Origin of the sequence: Kluyvera georgiana, from assembly GCF_050990895.1 — a bacterium.
Taxonomy (GTDB): Bacteria; Pseudomonadota; Gammaproteobacteria; order Enterobacterales; family Enterobacteriaceae; genus Kluyvera; species Kluyvera georgiana.
The window spans coordinates 777,812-795,035 of sequence record NZ_CP158865.1 but is presented as its reverse complement, the minus strand read 5'-3'; the positions used below and the strand labels follow the sequence as shown (position 1 = coordinate 795,035).

The window sequence follows — 17,224 nt, the reverse complement described above, 5'->3', positions numbered from 1 at the left end:
TACCCAACAAGAGGTTTTCTATGGCACGCCGCCAATTTTCCAGCCAATCCTTAGTGCTGATTGTCATTGCTATCGCTATCAACATGATCGGAGGGCAGCTTATTAGCATGCTGAAACTGCCCATTTTTCTCGACTCGATTGGTACGCTTATCAGCGCCGTACTGCTTGGGCCGGTTATCGGTATGTTGACCGGCTTACTCACTAACCTGCTTTGGGGGCTGCTGACTGACCCGATTGCCGCAGCCTTTGCCCCGGTGGCGATGGTGATTGGCCTTGTCGCAGGCTGGCTGGCGCGCGCTGGCTGGTTCCGTACGTTGCCAAAAGTCATCGTCAGCGGCGTGGTGATTACGCTTGCGGTAACGGTAGTTGCCGTTCCTCTCCGCACGATACTGTTTGGCGGCGTAACCGGTAGCGGCGCAGATCTGTTTGTCGCCTGGATGCACTCGCTTGGGCAGAACCTGATTGAGTCCGTTGCGGTTACCGTCATTGGCGCCAACCTCGTCGATAAAATTCTGACCGCGATTATCGTCTTGCTGCTGCTACGCCAATTGCCGCTGCGAACCACTCGCCACTTCCCGTCGATGTCAGCCGTACGCTGATGCATCCGTTCACCTCGTTAACGCTGTGGGCGCTGGCAGGTTTCACTACGCTGCTGTTGCCCGCGCAGACGCTGCTCCCCGCCTATAGCGTGCTGACGTTTGTCTGCCTGCTGGTGCTGAAGCCGACACGGCGGCGGGCAAAATATGTCGCCTGGCTGATGTTTTCGCTGGGGTGCGGTTTGTGGCTAGTGCATGGCGGCTGGTTGGCCGAGTGGATTAGCGGCCAGCCGCGCGACCCGGCGCGATGGGCAAACGCTATCACGCTGTGGCTGCGTATTCTGGCAATCGTCTCCACCGCCCAGCTGTGGATGCAGTATGTGCCGGTACAACAGTTTATCCGCGCGCTCTTTGCCTCACGCGTGCCGCCCGGTATGGCCTATCTGTTTGCCGGCCCGCTGCTGGTTGTGGAGCAACTCAAGCGTCAGTTGGCCGTGATTCATGAAGCCCAATGTGCCCGCGGCGTGCCGCTTGATGAAGGCTGGTATCAACGGCTACGTACCATACCTGCGCTTATCGTGCCGCTCACCCACAATGCGCTCAATGATTTAGTCGTACGCGGCGCGGCGCTGGACATGCGCGCCTTTCGTCTGCACGCCCGCCGTACCACTCTATGGGCTCCAAAAGACAGCGCCGCTCAACGGTGGGCTCGCTATGTGATGGTGCTGATGATGTTTGTGGAAGCAGGAGCATGGCTATGGTTACTTTTGAGCAATTAAACTACCGCCCACCGCAGGCAACGCGCACGCCTGTATACCTGGATTTTCACCATGCCGAGCCCGGCATGGTAGCCATTTTTGGCGATAACGGCAGTGGGAAAAGCACGCTGGCGCAGCTTATGGCAGGTTGGTATCCCGATTACCTTCCCGGCGCGATAGAGGGTCAGGGAACCCTACTTGGTATTCCCGTTGGCGAGCTTTCGCTTGTTGAACGAGCCCCCTCCATTCAACTCGTCCAGCAATCACCCTATTTACAGCTTTCTGGCTGTACTTTCAGCGTTGAAGAAGAAGTGGCCTTTGGTCCGGAAAACCTCTGTCTGGAAGACGCTGAGATTCTTCAGCGCATCGATGCGGCCCTTTCGCTGACCGCATGCCAACCGCTGCGCCATCGCCATCCCGCAACGCTCTCCGGCGGGGAAACCCAGCGCGTCGTCATCGCCAGTGCGCTGGCAATGCAGCCAAAACTGCTGCTACTCGATGAAGCCTTCAGCCGTCTGACGGCAGAGGCCACCGCCATGCTGCTTGAGCGTTTACTGCGCTGGGCTCGGGAACAGCAGTCGTTGATCGTCCTGTTTGAACGTCACCCATCCCCTTTTCTCACCTGGTGTCAGCGGGCATGGCAGCTTGATGATGGAGGTTTGACCCCGCTATGTTGACCTTAAATCAGCTAACTTACCGTTGGCCAGGCGCAGAGGCCGATTGCCTGAAATCTATCTCACTGACTCTCGTCGAAGGCGACTGGCTGGCGCTGACGGGCGATAACGGCGCGGGGAAGTCGACTCTGCTGCGCGTCATGGCGGGGTTGCTGAACCCCACTTCCGGGTCGGTATGCTGGCGGGGAGAAGACCTTTCCGCACTTAAAAACAGAGCCCGCGCCGCCGTTTTTGGCGTGCTGTTCCAGGAGGCGGAAAATCAAATATTCCACAGCAGCGTAGCACAAGAAGTGGCATTCGGTCTGAAGCTACAGAAGTGCCCGGCCGCCGAGATAAATCAGCGCACCCAGGCCGCACTGGCGCTGTGTCATCTGGAAGATGTTGCTGATAGGCATCCGCTGGATCTCCATACCGCGCAGCGACGTATGGTCGCGGTAGCAAGTCTGGAGGCCATGAAGCCATCTATGTTGTTGCTTGATGAGCCCAGTCGGGATTTTGATCCCCACTGGCTGGCGATATTTGAAAACTGGCTGGCGGTGTGTCGCGCGAGGGGTTGCAGCGTTGTCGCCATTAGCCATGACGTCGCGTTCACCCAGCGTCATTTTGCCAAAGTTCTGCGCCTGGATAACGGTCAACTCTCCGGCTAAGCCGCAAAAAAAGGGCCGCCGAGGCGACCCTTTCATTTCACAGAAAACGCGGATTACAGCAGGGATTTCGCTTTCGCGAGGACGTTTTCTACGGTGAAGCCGAACTCTTTAAACAGCTGATCGGCCGGCGCAGACTCACCGAAGGTGGTCATACCGACGATCGCGCCGTTCAGGCCCACGTATTTGAACCAGTAGTCAGCGATGCCCGCTTCGATAGCGACGCGTGCAGAGACGGCTTTCGGCAGCACGGATTCACGGTAAGCCGCATCCTGCTTGTCGAATGCGTCGGTAGACGGCATGGAAACCACGCGCGCCTTCACGCCTTCAGCGGTCAGTTTTTCGTAAGCGGCCACGGCCAGCTCAACTTCGGAACCGGTCGCAATCAGGATGATTTGCGGCTGGCCGTCGCTGTCTTTCAGCACGTAACCACCACGGGCCACGTTGGCCAGCTGCGCTTCGGTACGATCCTGCTGCGCCAGGTTCTGACGGGAGAGGATCAGCGCGGTCGGGCCGTCCTGACGCTCTACGCCGTATTTCCACGCAATCGCGGATTCAACTTGGTCACATGGGCGCCAGGTGCTCATGTTCGGGGTCACGCGCAGGGAGGCAATCTGCTCTACCGGCTGGTGAGTCGGACCATCTTCGCCCAGACCGATGGAGTCGTGGGTGTAGACCATCACCTGACGTTTCTTCATCAGCGCGGCCATACGCACCGCGTTACGGGCATATTCAACGAACATCAGGAAGGTAGAGGTGTATGGCAGGAAACCACCGTGCAGCGAGATACCGTTGGCAATCGCGGTCATACCGAATTCACGCACGCCGTAATGGATGTAGTTACCCGCGGTGTCTTCGTTAATGGCTTTAGAACCGGACCAGATAGTCAGGTTAGACGGCGCCAGGTCAGCGGAACCGCCGAGGAATTCTGGCAGCAGAGGACCAAAGGCTTCAATCGCGTTCTGGGAGGCTTTACGGCTGGCGATTTTCGCCGGGTTGGCCTGCAGTTTCGCGATGAATTCGTTCGCTTTCGCATCGAAATCAGACGGCATTTCGCCTTTCATACGACGGGTAAATTCTGCAGCTTCCTGCGGGAAGGCTTTCGCGTAAGCAGCGAACTTATCGTTCCACGCGGCTTCTTTCGCCTGGCCTGCGGCTTTCGCATCCCACTGAGCGTAGATGTCAGCCGGGATTTCAAACGGACCGTAGTTCCAGCCCAGCTGCTTGCGGGTCAGCGCAATTTCGTCTGCGCCCAGCGGTGCACCGTGAGAGTCGTGGGTACCCGCTTTGTTCGGAGAACCGAAACCAATGATGGTTTTGCACATCAGCAGAGACGGCTTGTCGGTGACAGCACGCGCTTCTTCTACGGCACGTTTAATAGCGTCGGCGTCGTGGCCGTCGATACCGCGGATCACGTGCCAGTTATAGGCTTCGAAACGCTTGGCGGTGTCATCGGTAAACCAGCCCTCAACGTGACCGTCGATGGAGATGCCGTTGTCATCATAGAAGGCAATCAGTTTGCCCAGTTTCAGGGTACCGGCCAGGGAGCACACTTCGTGAGAAATGCCTTCCATCATGCAGCCATCGCCCATGAACGCGTAAGTGAAGTGGTCAACGATGTCGTGACCCGGGCGGTTGAACTGCGCCGCCAGCGTTTTTTCAGCAATCGCCATACCTACGGCGTTCGCAATACCCTGACCCAGCGGACCGGTGGTGGTTTCAACGCCAGCGGTGTAGCCCACTTCCGGGTGACCAGGCGTTTTAGAGTGCAGCTGACGGAAGTTCTTCAGTTCTTCCATCGGCAGATCGTAACCGGTGAGGTGCAGCAGGCTGTAGATCAGCATGGAGCCGTGGCCGTTAGACAGCACAAAGCGGTCACGGTCAGCCCAGGACGGATTTTGTGGGTTATGGTTCAGAAAATCACGCCACAGGACTTCGGCAATGTCAGCCATACCCATCGGGGCACCCGGGTGACCGGAATTGGCTTTCTGTACTGCGTCCATGCTCAGCGCACGAATAGCATTAGCAAGCTCTTTACGTGAGGACATTTTGACTCCAGTTCGGACTGTTGAAGGCTACCCTAACGCCACGAGGCGCGCACGTTACGGGCTATGCCAGAAAAAAGTGTCAACAATGTAACCTATGCGACAAAGCATGTACATGGAGCATCCTTTTGCCTGTTCAGAAATCTCTGGAACAGGCGTTAACAAGATGTAATCCTCTCGCCCGTAAGCCGCGATATTCTTTATACTTAGCCTAACTCTGGCGGCGCAGTTCCAGGGCATTTTCAGATAAACGACTTTGGAAGCAATCTCATGAAGAAACGGGCGATGGTTCTGGCTTTTGGCGCTACTTTGCTGCTCAGCGGCTGTCAGAATATGGATTCAAATGGCTTATTAAGTTCAGGCACCGGCGCTTTGCAGGCCTTCTCCCTGAGCGATCAGCAGGTACAAGCATTGAGCGATCAGGCCTGTAAAGATATGGACAGCAAGGCTACCATCGCGCCGTCCAACAGCGCCTATACGCAGCGATTGAACAAAATCGCCGCCGCGCTTGGCGACAACATCAACGGCCAGCCGGTTAACTACAAAGTCTACGTGGCGAAGGATGTGAACGCTTTCGCCATGGCCAACGGCTGTATTCGCGTGTATAGCGGCCTGATGGACCTGATGAACGATAACGAAGTGGAAGCGGTCATCGGCCACGAGATGGGCCACGTTGCGCTGGGCCATGTGAAGAAAGGCATGCAGGTGGCCATAGGGACCAACGCCCTGCGCGCGGCGGCAGCCTCAGCGGGCGGTATCGTCGGCAGCCTGTCGCAGTCGCAGCTTGGCGATCTTGGCGAGAAGCTGGTGAACTCGCAGTTCTCCCAGCGGCAGGAATCAGAAGCGGATGACTACTCCTATGACCTGCTGCGCAAACGCGGCATCAATCCAACCGGTCTCGCCACCAGCTTTGATAAGCTGTCGAAACTGGAAGATGGCCGCCAGAGCTCAATGTTCGACGACCATCCGGCGACTCAGGAACGCGCGCAGCATATCCGCGATCGCCTACAGGCCGACGGGATTAAATAAAGATTCACGGGGGGCAATATTGCCCCCCTTGCACAAATAAGAAAAAAATATTAAAACCAGTAAACGGCACTAATTGATAATTTAAGCGCACAAACCGTTAAATATACTCATCCGCCAGCCACGAGGAATATATAAGCCACAACGATAAAGGCTGGACAGTTATCCTAAAAAATAAAATGACAATATATTATTAAACTTCCCATAAGCCATTTAGCCTTATTTTTAAATAGTCTATAGCCAATCCCAAAACGCACGCACGGCGAGCCTTCCAGCGGCCCAGTCGATGAAACATCCCTTCATACAATGATTGCTTTTGATACTTATTCAGGCGACTATCCAAATTGTAACAACACAATTTGACAGTTTTATAAACAGAGAAGTTCCCTCCGTGAAAAAGAAATTAACATTAGTTGCCTTAAGTATTATTGTCTCTGCACCGGCGTTTGCTAGCCAGCAATCTGATAGCCAGGGTTTTATTGACGACAGCCATCTGGCTCTGTTCCTGCGTAACGCTTATATCAAACGCGATTATCGCGATGGGCTGCACGATAAAAGCGAATGGGGCCAGGGTTTTATTGCCACCTTTGAATCCGGCTTTACCCAGGGCCCGATCGGCTTTGGCGTAGACGGTATCGCCCAGTACGGCGTGCGCCTGGACGGCGGCCGCGGTAACAGCGGCGCGGGCGGTATCGATTTCTTCGCGCAGGACAACGACGGTCGTGCCAAATCCGACCTCGCCAAGTTTGGCGCAACCGCCAAAATGCGTTTCTCTAACACCGTGCTGAGCTACGGTACCCAGCGCCCGACGCTGCCAATTATCTATGCCGACGACTCCCGTCTGCTGTATGAAACCTACACCGGTACCATGCTGACCTCAAAAGAGATCGCCGGTCTGGAAGTGAACGCCGGTTACTTCACCGACGAGCAGCGTAAGAGCGACGACAGCCACAACAGCGGCCTGAAAAGCATCACCTTCGGCGGCGCGAGCTACCAGTTCAACGACCAGCTGAGCGGCGCGCTGTACGCTTCCCACGTGGAAGATGTACTGAACAAGCAGTACCTCGGCCTGAACTACGCCCAGCCGCTGGCCGAAAACCAGAAACTGGTATTCGACTTCAACGGCTATAACTCTCGCCTAGAGCAGGAATATGCGGACTCGCTGAATACCGGGCGCAGCAACAGCATCTGGAGCCTGGCAACCAGCTACATCTGGGATATTCACACCTTCAAAATTGCCTACCAGCAGAGCAGCGGCAGCACCGGCTATAACTACGGCGGCTACCAGAATCAGGGCGGCGTCGGCGACGGAGGCAACACCATCTGGCTGGCGAACTCCTACTGGTCTGATTTTAACGGCGAAGACGAACGCTCATGGCAGGCATCCTATGCGCTGGACTTCGGCGGCCTTGGCCTGCCGGGTCTGAGCTGGACCACTGCCTACGTTCGCGGCGACAACATCAAGACGGCGGAAACCAACAACGGTAAAGAGCACGAGTGGTTTAACCAGGTGCAATACCAGGTCCAGGACGGCCCGGCAAAAGATCTGAAGTTTAAAGTCCGCTACTCGGTGCTGCGCGTTTCCAGCAACGCCAGCGACTATAACGTCAGCGGGAATGAAGTCCGCGTTTACGTAGAGTACCCGTTTAACGCGTTTTAATCGTCAAGATGACGGTTCCCGGCCAGGCTCAACCGCGCCGGGAACCTCCAACAATGGCTTACTCGCCTTTTTTCGCCGCCTGAATGTAGAGCATTTCCAGCGCCAGGGTCGCCGCGGCCAGCGCGGTGATCTCGGACTGGTCGTAAGCCGGTGCGACTTCCACTACGTCCATCCCGACGATGTTCAGATCCTTCAGGCCGCGCACCAGCTTAATGGCGCGATCGGAGGTCAGGCCGCCAATGACAGGCGTGCCGGTACCTGGAGCAAACGCGGGATCCAGGCAGTCGATGTCGAAGGTCAGGTAGACCGGCATATCGCCGACGATCTGTTTAACCTGAGCAATGATATCGTCCACGCTGCGATCGTTCACCTGCCCGGCGTCCAGTACGGTGAAGCCGTTGTCTTTATCAAACTCGGTACGGATACCGATCTGCACAGAGTGATTCGGATCGATCAGCCCTTCGTTCGGCGCGGTGTAGAACATGGTGCCGTGGTCGAACTCGCAGCCGTTGGCGTAGGTGTCGGTGTGGGCGTCAAAGTGCACCAGCGCCATTTTGCCGAAGTGTTTAGCGTGCGCGCGCAGCAGCGGCAGCGTGACAAAGTGATCGCCGCCGAAGGAGAGCATGCGTTTGCCCGCCGCCAGCAGTTTTTCCGCGTGCGCCTGCAGCTTCTCACTCATTTCACGCGCGTCGCCGAAAGCATAAACCAGGTCGCCGCAGTCGACGACGTTCAGACGTTCACGCATATCGAAGTTCCATGGGAAGCGGTTGTGCTCCCAGGCCAGGTTGGTGGAAACCTGACGAATCGCCGACGGGCCGTGGCGGCCGCCGGCACGACCAGAGGTCGCCATATCAAACGGTACGCCGGTAATGACCCAGTCCGCGTCGCTGTCGTACGGCATAAAGTTCATCGGCAGACGCAGGAAACCAAACGCGTTGGAAACCAGGGAGTTATCGTATTGATGACCTAAGGTGCTCATGGGCTGTGACCTCTTTTAAATCGGGGTAAAAAAAATCCCCTCCGCGTCGTTAGGCCCGACGAGGAAGGGATTGATTTGCATATAACATATTTGACGTAATTATCGCCTTAAAACTCCCGGTCTTCAAGTGGGCTTCTATTTACGGCAGGGAGGCGGCGCGTAACCCTTGCTATCCGCCGGGAAGGCCTGCGCGGAACAAGGCGGCAAGGATTTAGCGGCCGAGCCTTGTAACGCAAAGGCGGCAAAGCCAATCACCCCAACGTTGCGCACATCGCCCTGCGCTGAATTAGCGGCATAAGCATCGCGGATATCAGAGAACACGAACGCGGCTTCCGTATGCTGGTTTTTCCTGAACCCTTTAATGGCCAGAGAGCGCCCTGCATCCACGATATAACCACTATTTTGCAAAGAACCAGGCCTACCGCTGAGCACATCCAGCCCATCTACCGTGGTCACAATTTCATACTTCGTGTCACGACTATAATTACGCACATATAATTGATAAACCTGCCCAACAGTGGCATGAATAACATACGTAAAACTATTATTAGCCGCTGAATTATAGATTCTATAAATGGGAATTGAATTAAAATTAGCATCACGAACAGCATATTCCAGATCGCCTACGGAAATACTGTATTGCGTCTCGTAAGCTGATGGGTACCCGGTCGAATAATTGATTAATACTACGTTGAGTGGGTCGCGTTCTGCGCGCTCAACGCTAACGCCCTTAACCGTCGAGTGTACATCCTCGCCCCAGGCGGTTCCCACAGATGACGAAGGCGTACTGGCGTATTGCCCTGAACTGGAGCAACCGCCCACCAATAAAATAAGGCCAAGAATCGCCCAGTTGATATTTAAAAATTTCATGCTTCCTTTCACTCCATAAATAACCACATTAATAATACGGCAATAAATGAGAATAGAAAGCCTGAAGGTTGGATCTTTGAGAATACATTTAGAAGATAGCAGACCGAGAAAATAAATTAACTCGGCCTGCAAGGTAAATAATCTTAATTATTCATCTTCAAGATAGGTGTAACCATATAAACCGGCCTCAAACTCTTCCAGGAACTGCTGCTGCAGCTCGAGATCCAGATCGGTATTTTTCACCTGATCGCGGAACTGAGTAAGCAGTTTATTGGGATCCAGCTGCACGTACTGCAGCATATCCGCCACGGTATCGCCTTCATCGGACAGCTCAACCTCGACGCTGCCGTCAGGGAAGACGAACACGTCAACCGCCTCGGTATCACCGAACAGGTTGTGCATGTTGCCGAGGATCTCCTGATACGCGCCGACCATAAAGAAGCCCAGCATCGGCGGGTTCTCCGGGTCGTATTCCGGCATCGGCATGGTGGTGGCAATGCCGTCGCCGTCGACGTAGTGGTCAATCGCACCATCAGAGTCACAGGTAATATCCAGCAGCACCGCGCGGCGCTCCGGCGCCTGATTCAACCCTTCAAGCGGCAGCACAGGGAACAGCTGGTCGATACCCCACGCATCCGGCATTGACTGGAACAGCGAAAAGTTGACGTAAATTTTGTCCGCCATACGTTCCTGCAGCTCGTCGATAATCGGACGGTGCGCGCGGTTGCTCGGGTCGAGCTGTTTCTGCACTTCGTGGCACATGTTCAGATACAGCTGCTCTGCCCACGCACGCTCCTGAAGGCTAAAGGTGCCTGAAGAGTAGCCGACGTGAATATCGTGCAGGTCCATCTGGCTGTCGTGTAGCCATTCGCGCAGCGAGCGGCGGTTATCCGGCTCGTGCATCTCCTGCCAGGTTTCCCACATGCTTTGCAGCGCGCGCGGCGCATCGTCAGCCGGCGGCGTCGCTTCGGTATGTTCGCTACGCTCAACGCCGATAATGTTCGACACCAGCACGGTGTGGTGCGCGGTCACCGCGCGGCCGGACTCGGTGATCACCGTCGGGTGCGGCAGACCGTGCTCTTCGCAGGCATCGCCAATCGCCCAGATAATATTGTTGGCGTATTCGTTCAGGCCATAGTTCACCGAGCAATCAGACTGCGAGCGGGTACCTTCATAGTCCACGCCCAGACCGCCGCCGACGTCGAAGCACTGGATATTAACGCCCAACTTGTGCAGCTCAACGTAGAAACGCGCCGACTCACGCACGCCGGTGGCGATATCGCGAATGTTCGCCATCTGTGAGCCGAGGTGGAAGTGCAGCAGTTGAATGCTGTCCAGACGGCCACGTTCGCGCAGGATTTCCACCAGCTGCAGAACCTGGTTGGCCGCCAGACCGAACTTGGATTTTTCACCGCCGGAGGACTGCCATTTACCGGAGCCCTGAGAAGCCAGACGCGCACGCACGCCAAGGCGCGGGACCACGTTCAGACGTTCTGCCTCTTCCAGCACAATGGCGATTTCAGACATCTTCTCGATGACCAGATAGACCTTATGGCCCATCTTCTCGCCCACCAGCGCCAGACGAATGTATTCACGGTCTTTATAGCCGTTACAGACGATCACGCTACGGGTCATGCCCGCATGCGCCAGCACCGCCATCAACTCGGCTTTGGAACCGGCTTCCAGACCCAGCGGTTCGCCGGAGTGGATCAACGACTCAATGACACGACGATGCTGGTTAACCTTGATCGGGTAAACCAGGAAGTAGTCGCCGTTGTAACCGTAGGATTCACGCGCGCGTTTGAACGCCGCGTTAATCGAGCGCAGACGATGCTGCAGAATCTGCGGGAAACAGAACAGTGCAGGCAGGCGCTGACCCTGTGCTTCACGGGCTTTAACCAGCTCGGCGAGATCGACACGCGCTTGCGGAACGTCAGGATCCGGGCAAACGCTGATGTGGCCCAGTTCGTTGACGTCGTAGTAGTTATTGCCCCACCAGGCAATGTTGTATGTGCGTAGCATTTTGCTGGCTTCCTGGGAGCTCATCGCAACCTCCTGCATGGAACGTAGTACACCGCGTTCGCCTGCTGACGAAGGCGAATCCAATGAAATGTCGTCAGACATAGCGAACCTCAATTATTTATAACAAGTGTAAAACAGTTAACTACTATCGCAGCGTGACGTTGCGATAACAACCCATAAACAGCCCGATGAGGCAGCAGAACATGCTGACGCACCGACTGTGCGACCGGTTTCTTTTTCATATCATTGTAAAACACGCACCTGAACCGGGTATGACGGTTCAGCGAAACCACGAGAAAACCCTTGCCGTGACAAGAGCGCCCTTGTTCAGTGTTCCGTTACCTACCGGCTCGGGAGTCCTGAGAAGCGCCGAAATGGGTATAACATCGGCTGGTATACAAAGCAGAATGACGGGTTGCGGGGAACATATTCGCGCCAGAACGGCACGGTAGAATCAGCAGAATACAACGGTTCATTATCTCGTATCACCTCCACGGCCGCCCCAAAAGACGAACCTCAAGCCAAAGCTAAAGTCTTAGCCCGGCTGGAAGTGGCAACACGAAAAATGACGTGTGCTTTTTTGTATGAGCCGCGCGCGGCGTTTTATACCGATAACCCACCTAAAATGCAAAATATAAATGTGCAGCTTGCCGTCGGTGTCAGGAAAAATTTCCAATTTCAGTTGCAACAGAATGCGAGCTATCTCAAAAAACACTGGCATTGAGATGAAGATGTGACCTACAATAGCCGTCCAGATGTTAATCCATCTATACCGATTAACACTCAGACTGCCAGTGACGGCAACCCTTAAGTCCGTGGTATAATCTTCCATCGTGATTATTCAATACAACAGTTTGAGCTAACCAAATTCTCATTGGGTGATATTAAATATGGCAAAACACCTTTTTACGTCCGAGTCTGTATCCGAAGGGCATCCTGACAAAATCGCAGACCAAATTTCCGACGCCGTGCTGGACGCCATCCTCGAGCAGGATCCGAAAGCCCGCGTAGCGTGTGAAACGTACGTCAAAACCGGTATGGTGCTGGTCGGCGGTGAAATCACCACCAGCGCATGGGTTGATATCGAAGAGATCACCCGTAACACCGTTCGCGAAATTGGCTATGTGCATTCTGATATGGGCTTTGATGCCAATTCTTGTGCCGTACTGAGCGCGATTGGTAAACAGTCCCCGGACATCAACCAGGGCGTTGACCGTGCCGATCCGCTGGAACAGGGCGCGGGCGACCAGGGCCTGATGTTTGGCTATGCTACCAACGAAACCGACGTGCTGATGCCGGCGCCAATCACCTACGCCCACCGTCTGGTGCAGCGTCAGGCTGAAGTGCGTAAAAACGGCACCCTGCCGTGGCTGCGTCCGGATGCGAAAAGCCAGGTCACCTTCCAGTACGACGATGGCAAAATTGTCGGTATTGATGCGGTAGTTCTGTCGACTCAGCATTCAGAAAGCATCGATCAAAAATCGCTGCAGGAAGCGGTGATGGAAGAGATCATCAAGCCGGTTCTGCCGACCGAATGGCTGAACGCGTCTACCAAATTCTTTATCAACCCGACCGGTCGCTTTGTTATCGGTGGCCCAATGGGCGACTGTGGCCTGACCGGTCGTAAGATCATCGTGGATACCTACGGCGGCATGGCTCGTCACGGCGGCGGCGCGTTCTCCGGTAAAGATCCATCAAAAGTTGACCGTTCAGCAGCCTATGCTGCGCGTTATGTGGCGAAAAACATCGTTGCCGCTGGCCTGGCCGACCGCTGTGAAATTCAGGTTTCCTACGCTATCGGCGTGGCGGAACCGACTTCCATCATGGTGGAAACTTTCGGTACCGAAAAAGTGCCTGCTGAGCAGCTGATTGGTCTGGTTCGCGAGTTCTTCGACCTGCGTCCGTACGGCCTGATCCAGATGCTGGACCTGCTGCACCCGATCTACAAAGAGACGGCAGCTTACGGTCACTTCGGTCGCGAAACTTTCCCATGGGAAAAAACCGACAAAGCCGCTCAGCTACGCGAAGCGGCCGGCCTGAAATAAGCCCTCCCCGTTCGATAAAAGCCAGCCTCGCGCTGGCTTTTTTATGCCCGCAATTCATAACCTCTACGTATCAATTTACATTTCAAAACATTTTAATGAAAGCGATTACATCTCAAAATACTCGGGATACAAAGCCTTCTGCCGCGTGAATGAAACAGCTTTTCACCTTATTGCCTCATGTTTCAGTAAAATCTCATTATCGTTTTTTTATCTCTCACTAAAATAAGCACACCATCATGATTTAATTGATATTTAACCCATAGATAACATGAATAACAGTGTAACCGATTACACAGTCGTGATTGTTATCACATTTTTTTACTACATAGTCTCCTACCCTAAGCATCGATAGAATCAATGACTCAATGGAGAGCATCATGCCTAACAATAAAAAACAGGGTCGCTCGAACAAGACAATGACCTTTTTTGTCTGTTTTCTGGCGGCACTGGCCGGACTGCTGTTCGGTCTTGATATCGGCGTTATTGCCGGTGCCCTACCGTTTATTACGACCGATTTCCAACTCAGTGCCCATACGCAGGAATGGGTGGTTAGCTCGATGATGTTCGGTGCCGCCGTTGGCGCCGTCGGCAGCGGCTGGCTCTCCTTTAAGCTGGGGCGTAAGAAAAGCCTGATGATCGGCGCGATCCTGTTCGTCGCCGGCTCGCTGTTCTCCGCCGCCGCGCCGAACGTCGAAGTACTGCTGATTTCCCGCGTGCTGCTGGGCCTGGCAGTGGGTGTGGCCTCCTACACCGCGCCACTGTATCTGTCTGAAATCGCACCGGAGAAAATCCGCGGCAGCATGATTTCCATGTACCAGTTGATGATTACTATCGGTATTCTCGGCGCGTATCTGTCCGACACCGCGTTCAGCTACAGCGGCGCATGGCGCTGGATGCTGGGCGTGATCATCATCCCTGCGGTGCTGTTGCTGATTGGCGTTATCTTCCTGCCGGACAGCCCGCGCTGGTTTGCGGCGAAACGTCGCTTTAACGATGCCGAACGCGTACTGATGCGTCTGCGTGATACCAGCGCCGAAGCCAAACGCGAGCTGGATGAAATCCGCGAAAGCCTGAAAGTGAAACAGAGCGGCTGGGCGCTGTTTAAAGAGAACAGCAACTTCCGTCGCGCGGTGTTCCTCGGCGTGCTGCTGCAGGTAATGCAACAGTTCACCGGTATGAACGTCATCATGTACTACGCGCCAAAAATCTTTGAGCTGGCAGGCTACACCAACACCACCGAACAGATGTGGGGTACCGTTATCGTTGGCCTGACTAACGTGCTGGCCACCTTTATCGCGATTGGTCTGGTTGACCGCTGGGGTCGTAAACCTACCCTTATCCTTGGCTTTATCGTGATGGCCGTGGGTATGGGCGTGCTGGGCTCGATGATGCATATCGGCATTCACTCCGCGGTGGCCCAGTACTTCGCCGTGCTGATGCTGCTGATGTTTATCGTTGGCTTCGCCATGAGCGCCGGTCCGCTGATTTGGGTACTGTGCTCTGAAATTCAGCCGCTGAAAGGCCGTGATTTCGGTATCACCTGCTCTACCGCCACCAACTGGATTGCGAACATGATCGTCGGGGCCACCTTCCTGACCATGCTGAACTCGCTGGGTAGCGCCAATACCTTCTGGGTTTACGGCGGTCTGAACGTGTTGTTCATCTTCCTGACCCTGTGGCTGATTCCGGAAACCAAAAACGTCTCTCTGGAACACATTGAACGTAACCTGATGCAGGGCCGTCCGCTGCGTGAAATTGGCGCTCGCGACTAACCTTCATCCCGCTTCCTCCCGCCTGGGAGGAAGCTTCTTCTTGCACCTCCCCGCGTCACGTTTTATTCTCAGCCGTTATGAAAACCCCTCGAATTCCTATCGCCGTCCAGCAAAACGTCATGCGCAGCCTGCGGGAAAAACTCGCTCAGGCCAACCTGGCGCTGGGGCGTAACTACCCCGAACCGAAGCTGATCTATCAACAGCGCGGTACCTCTGCGGGTACCGCCTGGCTTCAGCAGTATGAGATTCGCCTCAATCCCGTGTTGTTACAGGAAAATCAGCAGGCGTTTATTGATGAAGTGGTGCCGCACGAGCTGGCGCATCTGCTGGTGTGGAAACACTTTGGCCGCGTCGCGCCGCACGGTAAAGAGTGGAAGTGGATGATGGAGAGTGTGCTCGGCGTACCGGCGCGGCGCACCCATCAGTTCGAGCTGGAGTCCGTGCGCAAAAATACCTTCCCCTATCGCTGCCGCTGCCAGCAGCATCAGCTCACCGTCCGCCGCCATAATCGCGTCGTGCGTGGTGAAGCGACCTACCGCTGCGTCCACTGCGGGGAGCCATTGGTTGCCGAAATGTAACTAACGGAAATATCTGGAAGTTTTCTGACCTGACTGATTGCATCTGACAACCACATTCGTTACGTTGCGGACTCGTTTTGAGATGGAGTTCGTGATGTACCGTAATTTGTCTTTTGCCGTGGCGTTTGTCGCGGCGGCACTCTCCGGGCAGGCCTTAGCCGAGGGTATTAACAGCTTTTCCCAGGCGAAAAGCGCCGGCGTAAAAGTGAATAGCGACGTTCCAGGCGATTTCTACTGCGGCTGTAAAATTAACTGGCAGGGTAAGAAAGGCGTTATCGATCTGGAATCCTGCGGCTATAAAGTGCGTAAAAATGAAAACCGCGCCAGCCGCGTCGAATGGGAACACGTCGTCCCGGCATGGCAGTTCGGCCATCAGCGCCAGTGCTGGCAGGATGGCGGCCGGAAGAACTGCGCCAAAGACCCGGAATACCGCAAGATGGAAAGCGACATGCACAACCTGCAGCCCGCCGTCGGCGAGGTGAACGGCGATCGCGGCAACTTTATGTACGGGCAGTGGAACGGCGGCGAAGGTCAGTACGGCCAGTGCGCCATGAAGATCGACTTTAAAGAGAAAGTCGCCGAGCCGCCGGAGCGTTCACGCGGCGCCATCGCCCGTATCTACTTCTATATGCGCGACCGCTATCAGCTGACGCTCTCCCGCCAGCAAACCCAGCTGTTCAACGCCTGGGACAAAATGTATCCCGTCAGCCAATGGGAGTGCGAACGCGACCAGCGCATCGCCAAAATTCAGGGCAACCATAATCCATATGTGCTGCAGGCTTGCCAGGCGCAAAAGAGCTAACCTACACTAGCGGCAATTGTTATTTTGCCCTGCCCTCTCCCCGGCGGAGAGGGCGTAGCCACAGATGGAATTCAGACTATGCGCATCCCTCGCATCTATCACCCAGAATCACTCACCGTCGGCACGCAGGTTGCCCTATGCGAAGATGCGGCGAATCACGTCGGGCGCGTTTTACGCATGGGCAAAGGCCAGGCCATCCAGCTGTTTGACGGCAGCAACCACGTCTTTGAGGCCGTCATCACCGACGCCGGTAAAAAGAACGTGACGGTTGAAATCCAGAGCAGCGCACTGGACGATCGTGAATCGCCCATCCATATTCACCTCGGCCAGGTGATGTCGCGCGGCGATAAAATGGAATTCACCATCCAGAAATCGATAGAACTGGGTGTAAGCCTCATTACGCCACTTTTTTCCGAGCGCTGCGGCGTTAAACTGGATGCCGAGCGTCTGAATAAGAAGATTCAGCAGTGGCAAAAAATCGCGATTGCCGCCTGCGAGCAGTGCGGTCGCAACCAGGTTCCGGAGATTCGCCCGGCAATGGACGTAGAAGACTGGTGCGCCGAGCAGGACGATGCGCTAAAGCTCAATCTGCACCCGCGCGCCAGCGCCAGCATCAATACGCTGCCGCTGCCGGTGGAACGCGTGCGTCTGCTGATTGGCCCGGAAGGCGGTCTGTCCGCCGATGAAATTGCCATGACCGCACGCTACCAGTTTACTGATATTCTGTTGGGGCCTCGCGTTTTGCGCACAGAGACTACCGCACTCACCGCCATCACCGCACTGCAGGTGCGCTTTGGTGACTTGGGTTAAAGG

18 protein-coding genes are annotated in these 17,224 nt (G+C 55.2%); 12 read left to right on the top strand and 6 right to left on the bottom strand.

The genetic code is table 11. The features are described 5' to 3' along the window. The first annotated feature begins 20 nt into the window (after positions 1-20). The 4 genes from ABTW00_RS03840 to ABTW00_RS03825 are packed head-to-tail and all read left to right on the top strand — an operon-like array spanning position 21 to position 2,615. The gene (locus tag ABTW00_RS03840) at positions 21-599 is read left to right on the top strand and encodes an ECF transporter S component (RefSeq protein ID WP_433638942.1); all 579 of its coding nucleotides are present in this window, start codon (positions 21-23) and stop codon (positions 597-599) included. Beyond that, positions 599-1,315, top strand: coding sequence for an energy-coupling factor transporter transmembrane component T (locus tag ABTW00_RS03835; RefSeq protein ID WP_433638940.1), 717 nt, complete (start codon positions 599-601; stop codon positions 1,313-1,315). Before ABTW00_RS03840 ends, ABTW00_RS03835 begins: the two co-directional genes overlap by 1 nt. Then, positions 1,294-1,971, top strand: coding sequence for an ABC transporter ATP-binding protein (locus ABTW00_RS03830; RefSeq protein ID WP_433638938.1), 678 nt, complete (start codon positions 1,294-1,296; stop codon positions 1,969-1,971). The genes ABTW00_RS03835 and ABTW00_RS03830 overlap by 22 nt, the downstream gene beginning before the upstream one ends. Beyond that, entirely contained in the window at positions 1,965-2,615 is a 651-nt protein-coding gene (locus ABTW00_RS03825; protein ID WP_433638936.1) for an energy-coupling factor ABC transporter ATP-binding protein, read from the top strand. Before ABTW00_RS03830 ends, ABTW00_RS03825 begins: the two co-directional genes overlap by 7 nt. A gap of 53 nt (positions 2,616-2,668) precedes the next feature. Here ABTW00_RS03825 and tkt read toward each other — a convergent pair whose 3' ends face one another. Further along, positions 2,669-4,660: a transketolase gene (gene tkt, locus ABTW00_RS03820; RefSeq protein WP_065356002.1), complete on the bottom strand. Its 1,992-nt coding sequence runs from the start codon at positions 4,658-4,660 to the stop codon at positions 2,669-2,671. A 267-nt stretch (positions 4,661-4,927) separates the two neighbouring features. Here tkt and ABTW00_RS03815 point away from each other — a divergent pair, with 267 nt between their 5' ends. Together ABTW00_RS03815 and ABTW00_RS03810 are read left to right on the top strand one after the other, a co-directional pair. Continuing rightward, positions 4,928-5,686, top strand: coding sequence for a M48 family metallopeptidase (locus tag ABTW00_RS03815; protein ID WP_065356003.1), 759 nt, complete (start codon positions 4,928-4,930; stop codon positions 5,684-5,686). Between the two features lie 388 nt (positions 5,687-6,074). Beyond that, complete coding sequence (locus ABTW00_RS03810; RefSeq protein ID WP_433638933.1) at positions 6,075-7,343, top strand: OprD family porin; 1,269 nt, start codon at positions 6,075-6,077, stop codon at positions 7,341-7,343. A gap of 58 nt (positions 7,344-7,401) precedes the next feature. Here ABTW00_RS03810 and speB read toward each other — a convergent pair whose 3' ends face one another. The 5 genes from speB to ABTW00_RS03785 all read right to left on the bottom strand — a co-directional run bounded on the left by speB (position 7,402) and on the right by ABTW00_RS03785 (position 11,642). After that, positions 7,402-8,322, bottom strand: coding sequence for an agmatinase (gene speB, locus ABTW00_RS03805; RefSeq protein ID WP_433638930.1), 921 nt, complete (start codon positions 8,320-8,322; stop codon positions 7,402-7,404). Between the two features lie 135 nt (positions 8,323-8,457). Beyond that, positions 8,458-9,192 (bottom strand): hypothetical protein, encoded by a 735-nt coding sequence (locus ABTW00_RS03800; RefSeq protein ID WP_433640921.1) that lies wholly within the window; start codon positions 9,190-9,192, stop codon positions 8,458-8,460. Between the two features lie 147 nt (positions 9,193-9,339). After that, the gene (gene speA / locus ABTW00_RS03795) at positions 9,340-11,316 is read right to left on the bottom strand and encodes a biosynthetic arginine decarboxylase (protein ID WP_074398733.1); all 1,977 of its coding nucleotides are present in this window, start codon (positions 11,314-11,316) and stop codon (positions 9,340-9,342) included. Between the two features lie 8 nt (positions 11,317-11,324). Then, positions 11,325-11,456, bottom strand: a complete 132-nt coding sequence (gene yqgB / locus ABTW00_RS03790; protein WP_157093515.1) for an acid stress response protein YqgB — start codon at positions 11,454-11,456, stop codon at positions 11,325-11,327. 96 nt (positions 11,457-11,552) lie between these two features. Then, the gene (locus ABTW00_RS03785) at positions 11,553-11,642 is read right to left on the bottom strand and encodes a hypothetical protein (protein ID WP_433640919.1); all 90 of its coding nucleotides are present in this window, start codon (positions 11,640-11,642) and stop codon (positions 11,553-11,555) included. On the opposite strand from ABTW00_RS03785, the gene ABTW00_RS03780 reads away from it, so the two are divergent. From ABTW00_RS03780 to rsmE, 6 genes are all read left to right on the top strand, one after another. Then, entirely contained in the window at positions 11,630-11,938 is a 309-nt protein-coding gene (locus ABTW00_RS03780) for a hypothetical protein (RefSeq protein WP_433641132.1), read from the top strand. The two genes, ABTW00_RS03785 and ABTW00_RS03780, sit on opposite strands and share 13 nt — an antisense overlap. A gap of 166 nt (positions 11,939-12,104) precedes the next feature. Beyond that, complete coding sequence (metK, locus tag ABTW00_RS03775; RefSeq protein WP_064542672.1) at positions 12,105-13,259, top strand: methionine adenosyltransferase; 1,155 nt, start codon at positions 12,105-12,107, stop codon at positions 13,257-13,259. 377 nt (positions 13,260-13,636) lie between these two features. Next, positions 13,637-15,031, top strand: coding sequence for a sugar porter family MFS transporter (locus tag ABTW00_RS03770; RefSeq protein WP_064542669.1), 1,395 nt, complete (start codon positions 13,637-13,639; stop codon positions 15,029-15,031). A gap of 77 nt (positions 15,032-15,108) precedes the next feature. Next, on the top strand, positions 15,109-15,609 hold the full coding sequence (locus ABTW00_RS03765) for a SprT family zinc-dependent metalloprotease (protein WP_433638925.1): 501 nt from the start codon (positions 15,109-15,111) through the stop codon (positions 15,607-15,609). Positions 15,610-15,703: 94 nt separating this feature from the next. Continuing rightward, positions 15,704-16,411: a deoxyribonuclease I gene (gene endA / locus ABTW00_RS03760; protein WP_433638923.1), complete on the top strand. Its 708-nt coding sequence runs from the start codon at positions 15,704-15,706 to the stop codon at positions 16,409-16,411. 78 nt (positions 16,412-16,489) lie between these two features. Then, positions 16,490-17,221 (top strand): 16S rRNA (uracil(1498)-N(3))-methyltransferase, encoded by a 732-nt coding sequence (gene rsmE, locus ABTW00_RS03755; RefSeq protein WP_065356008.1) that lies wholly within the window; start codon positions 16,490-16,492, stop codon positions 17,219-17,221. Positions 17,222-17,224: the final 3 nt, after the last annotated feature.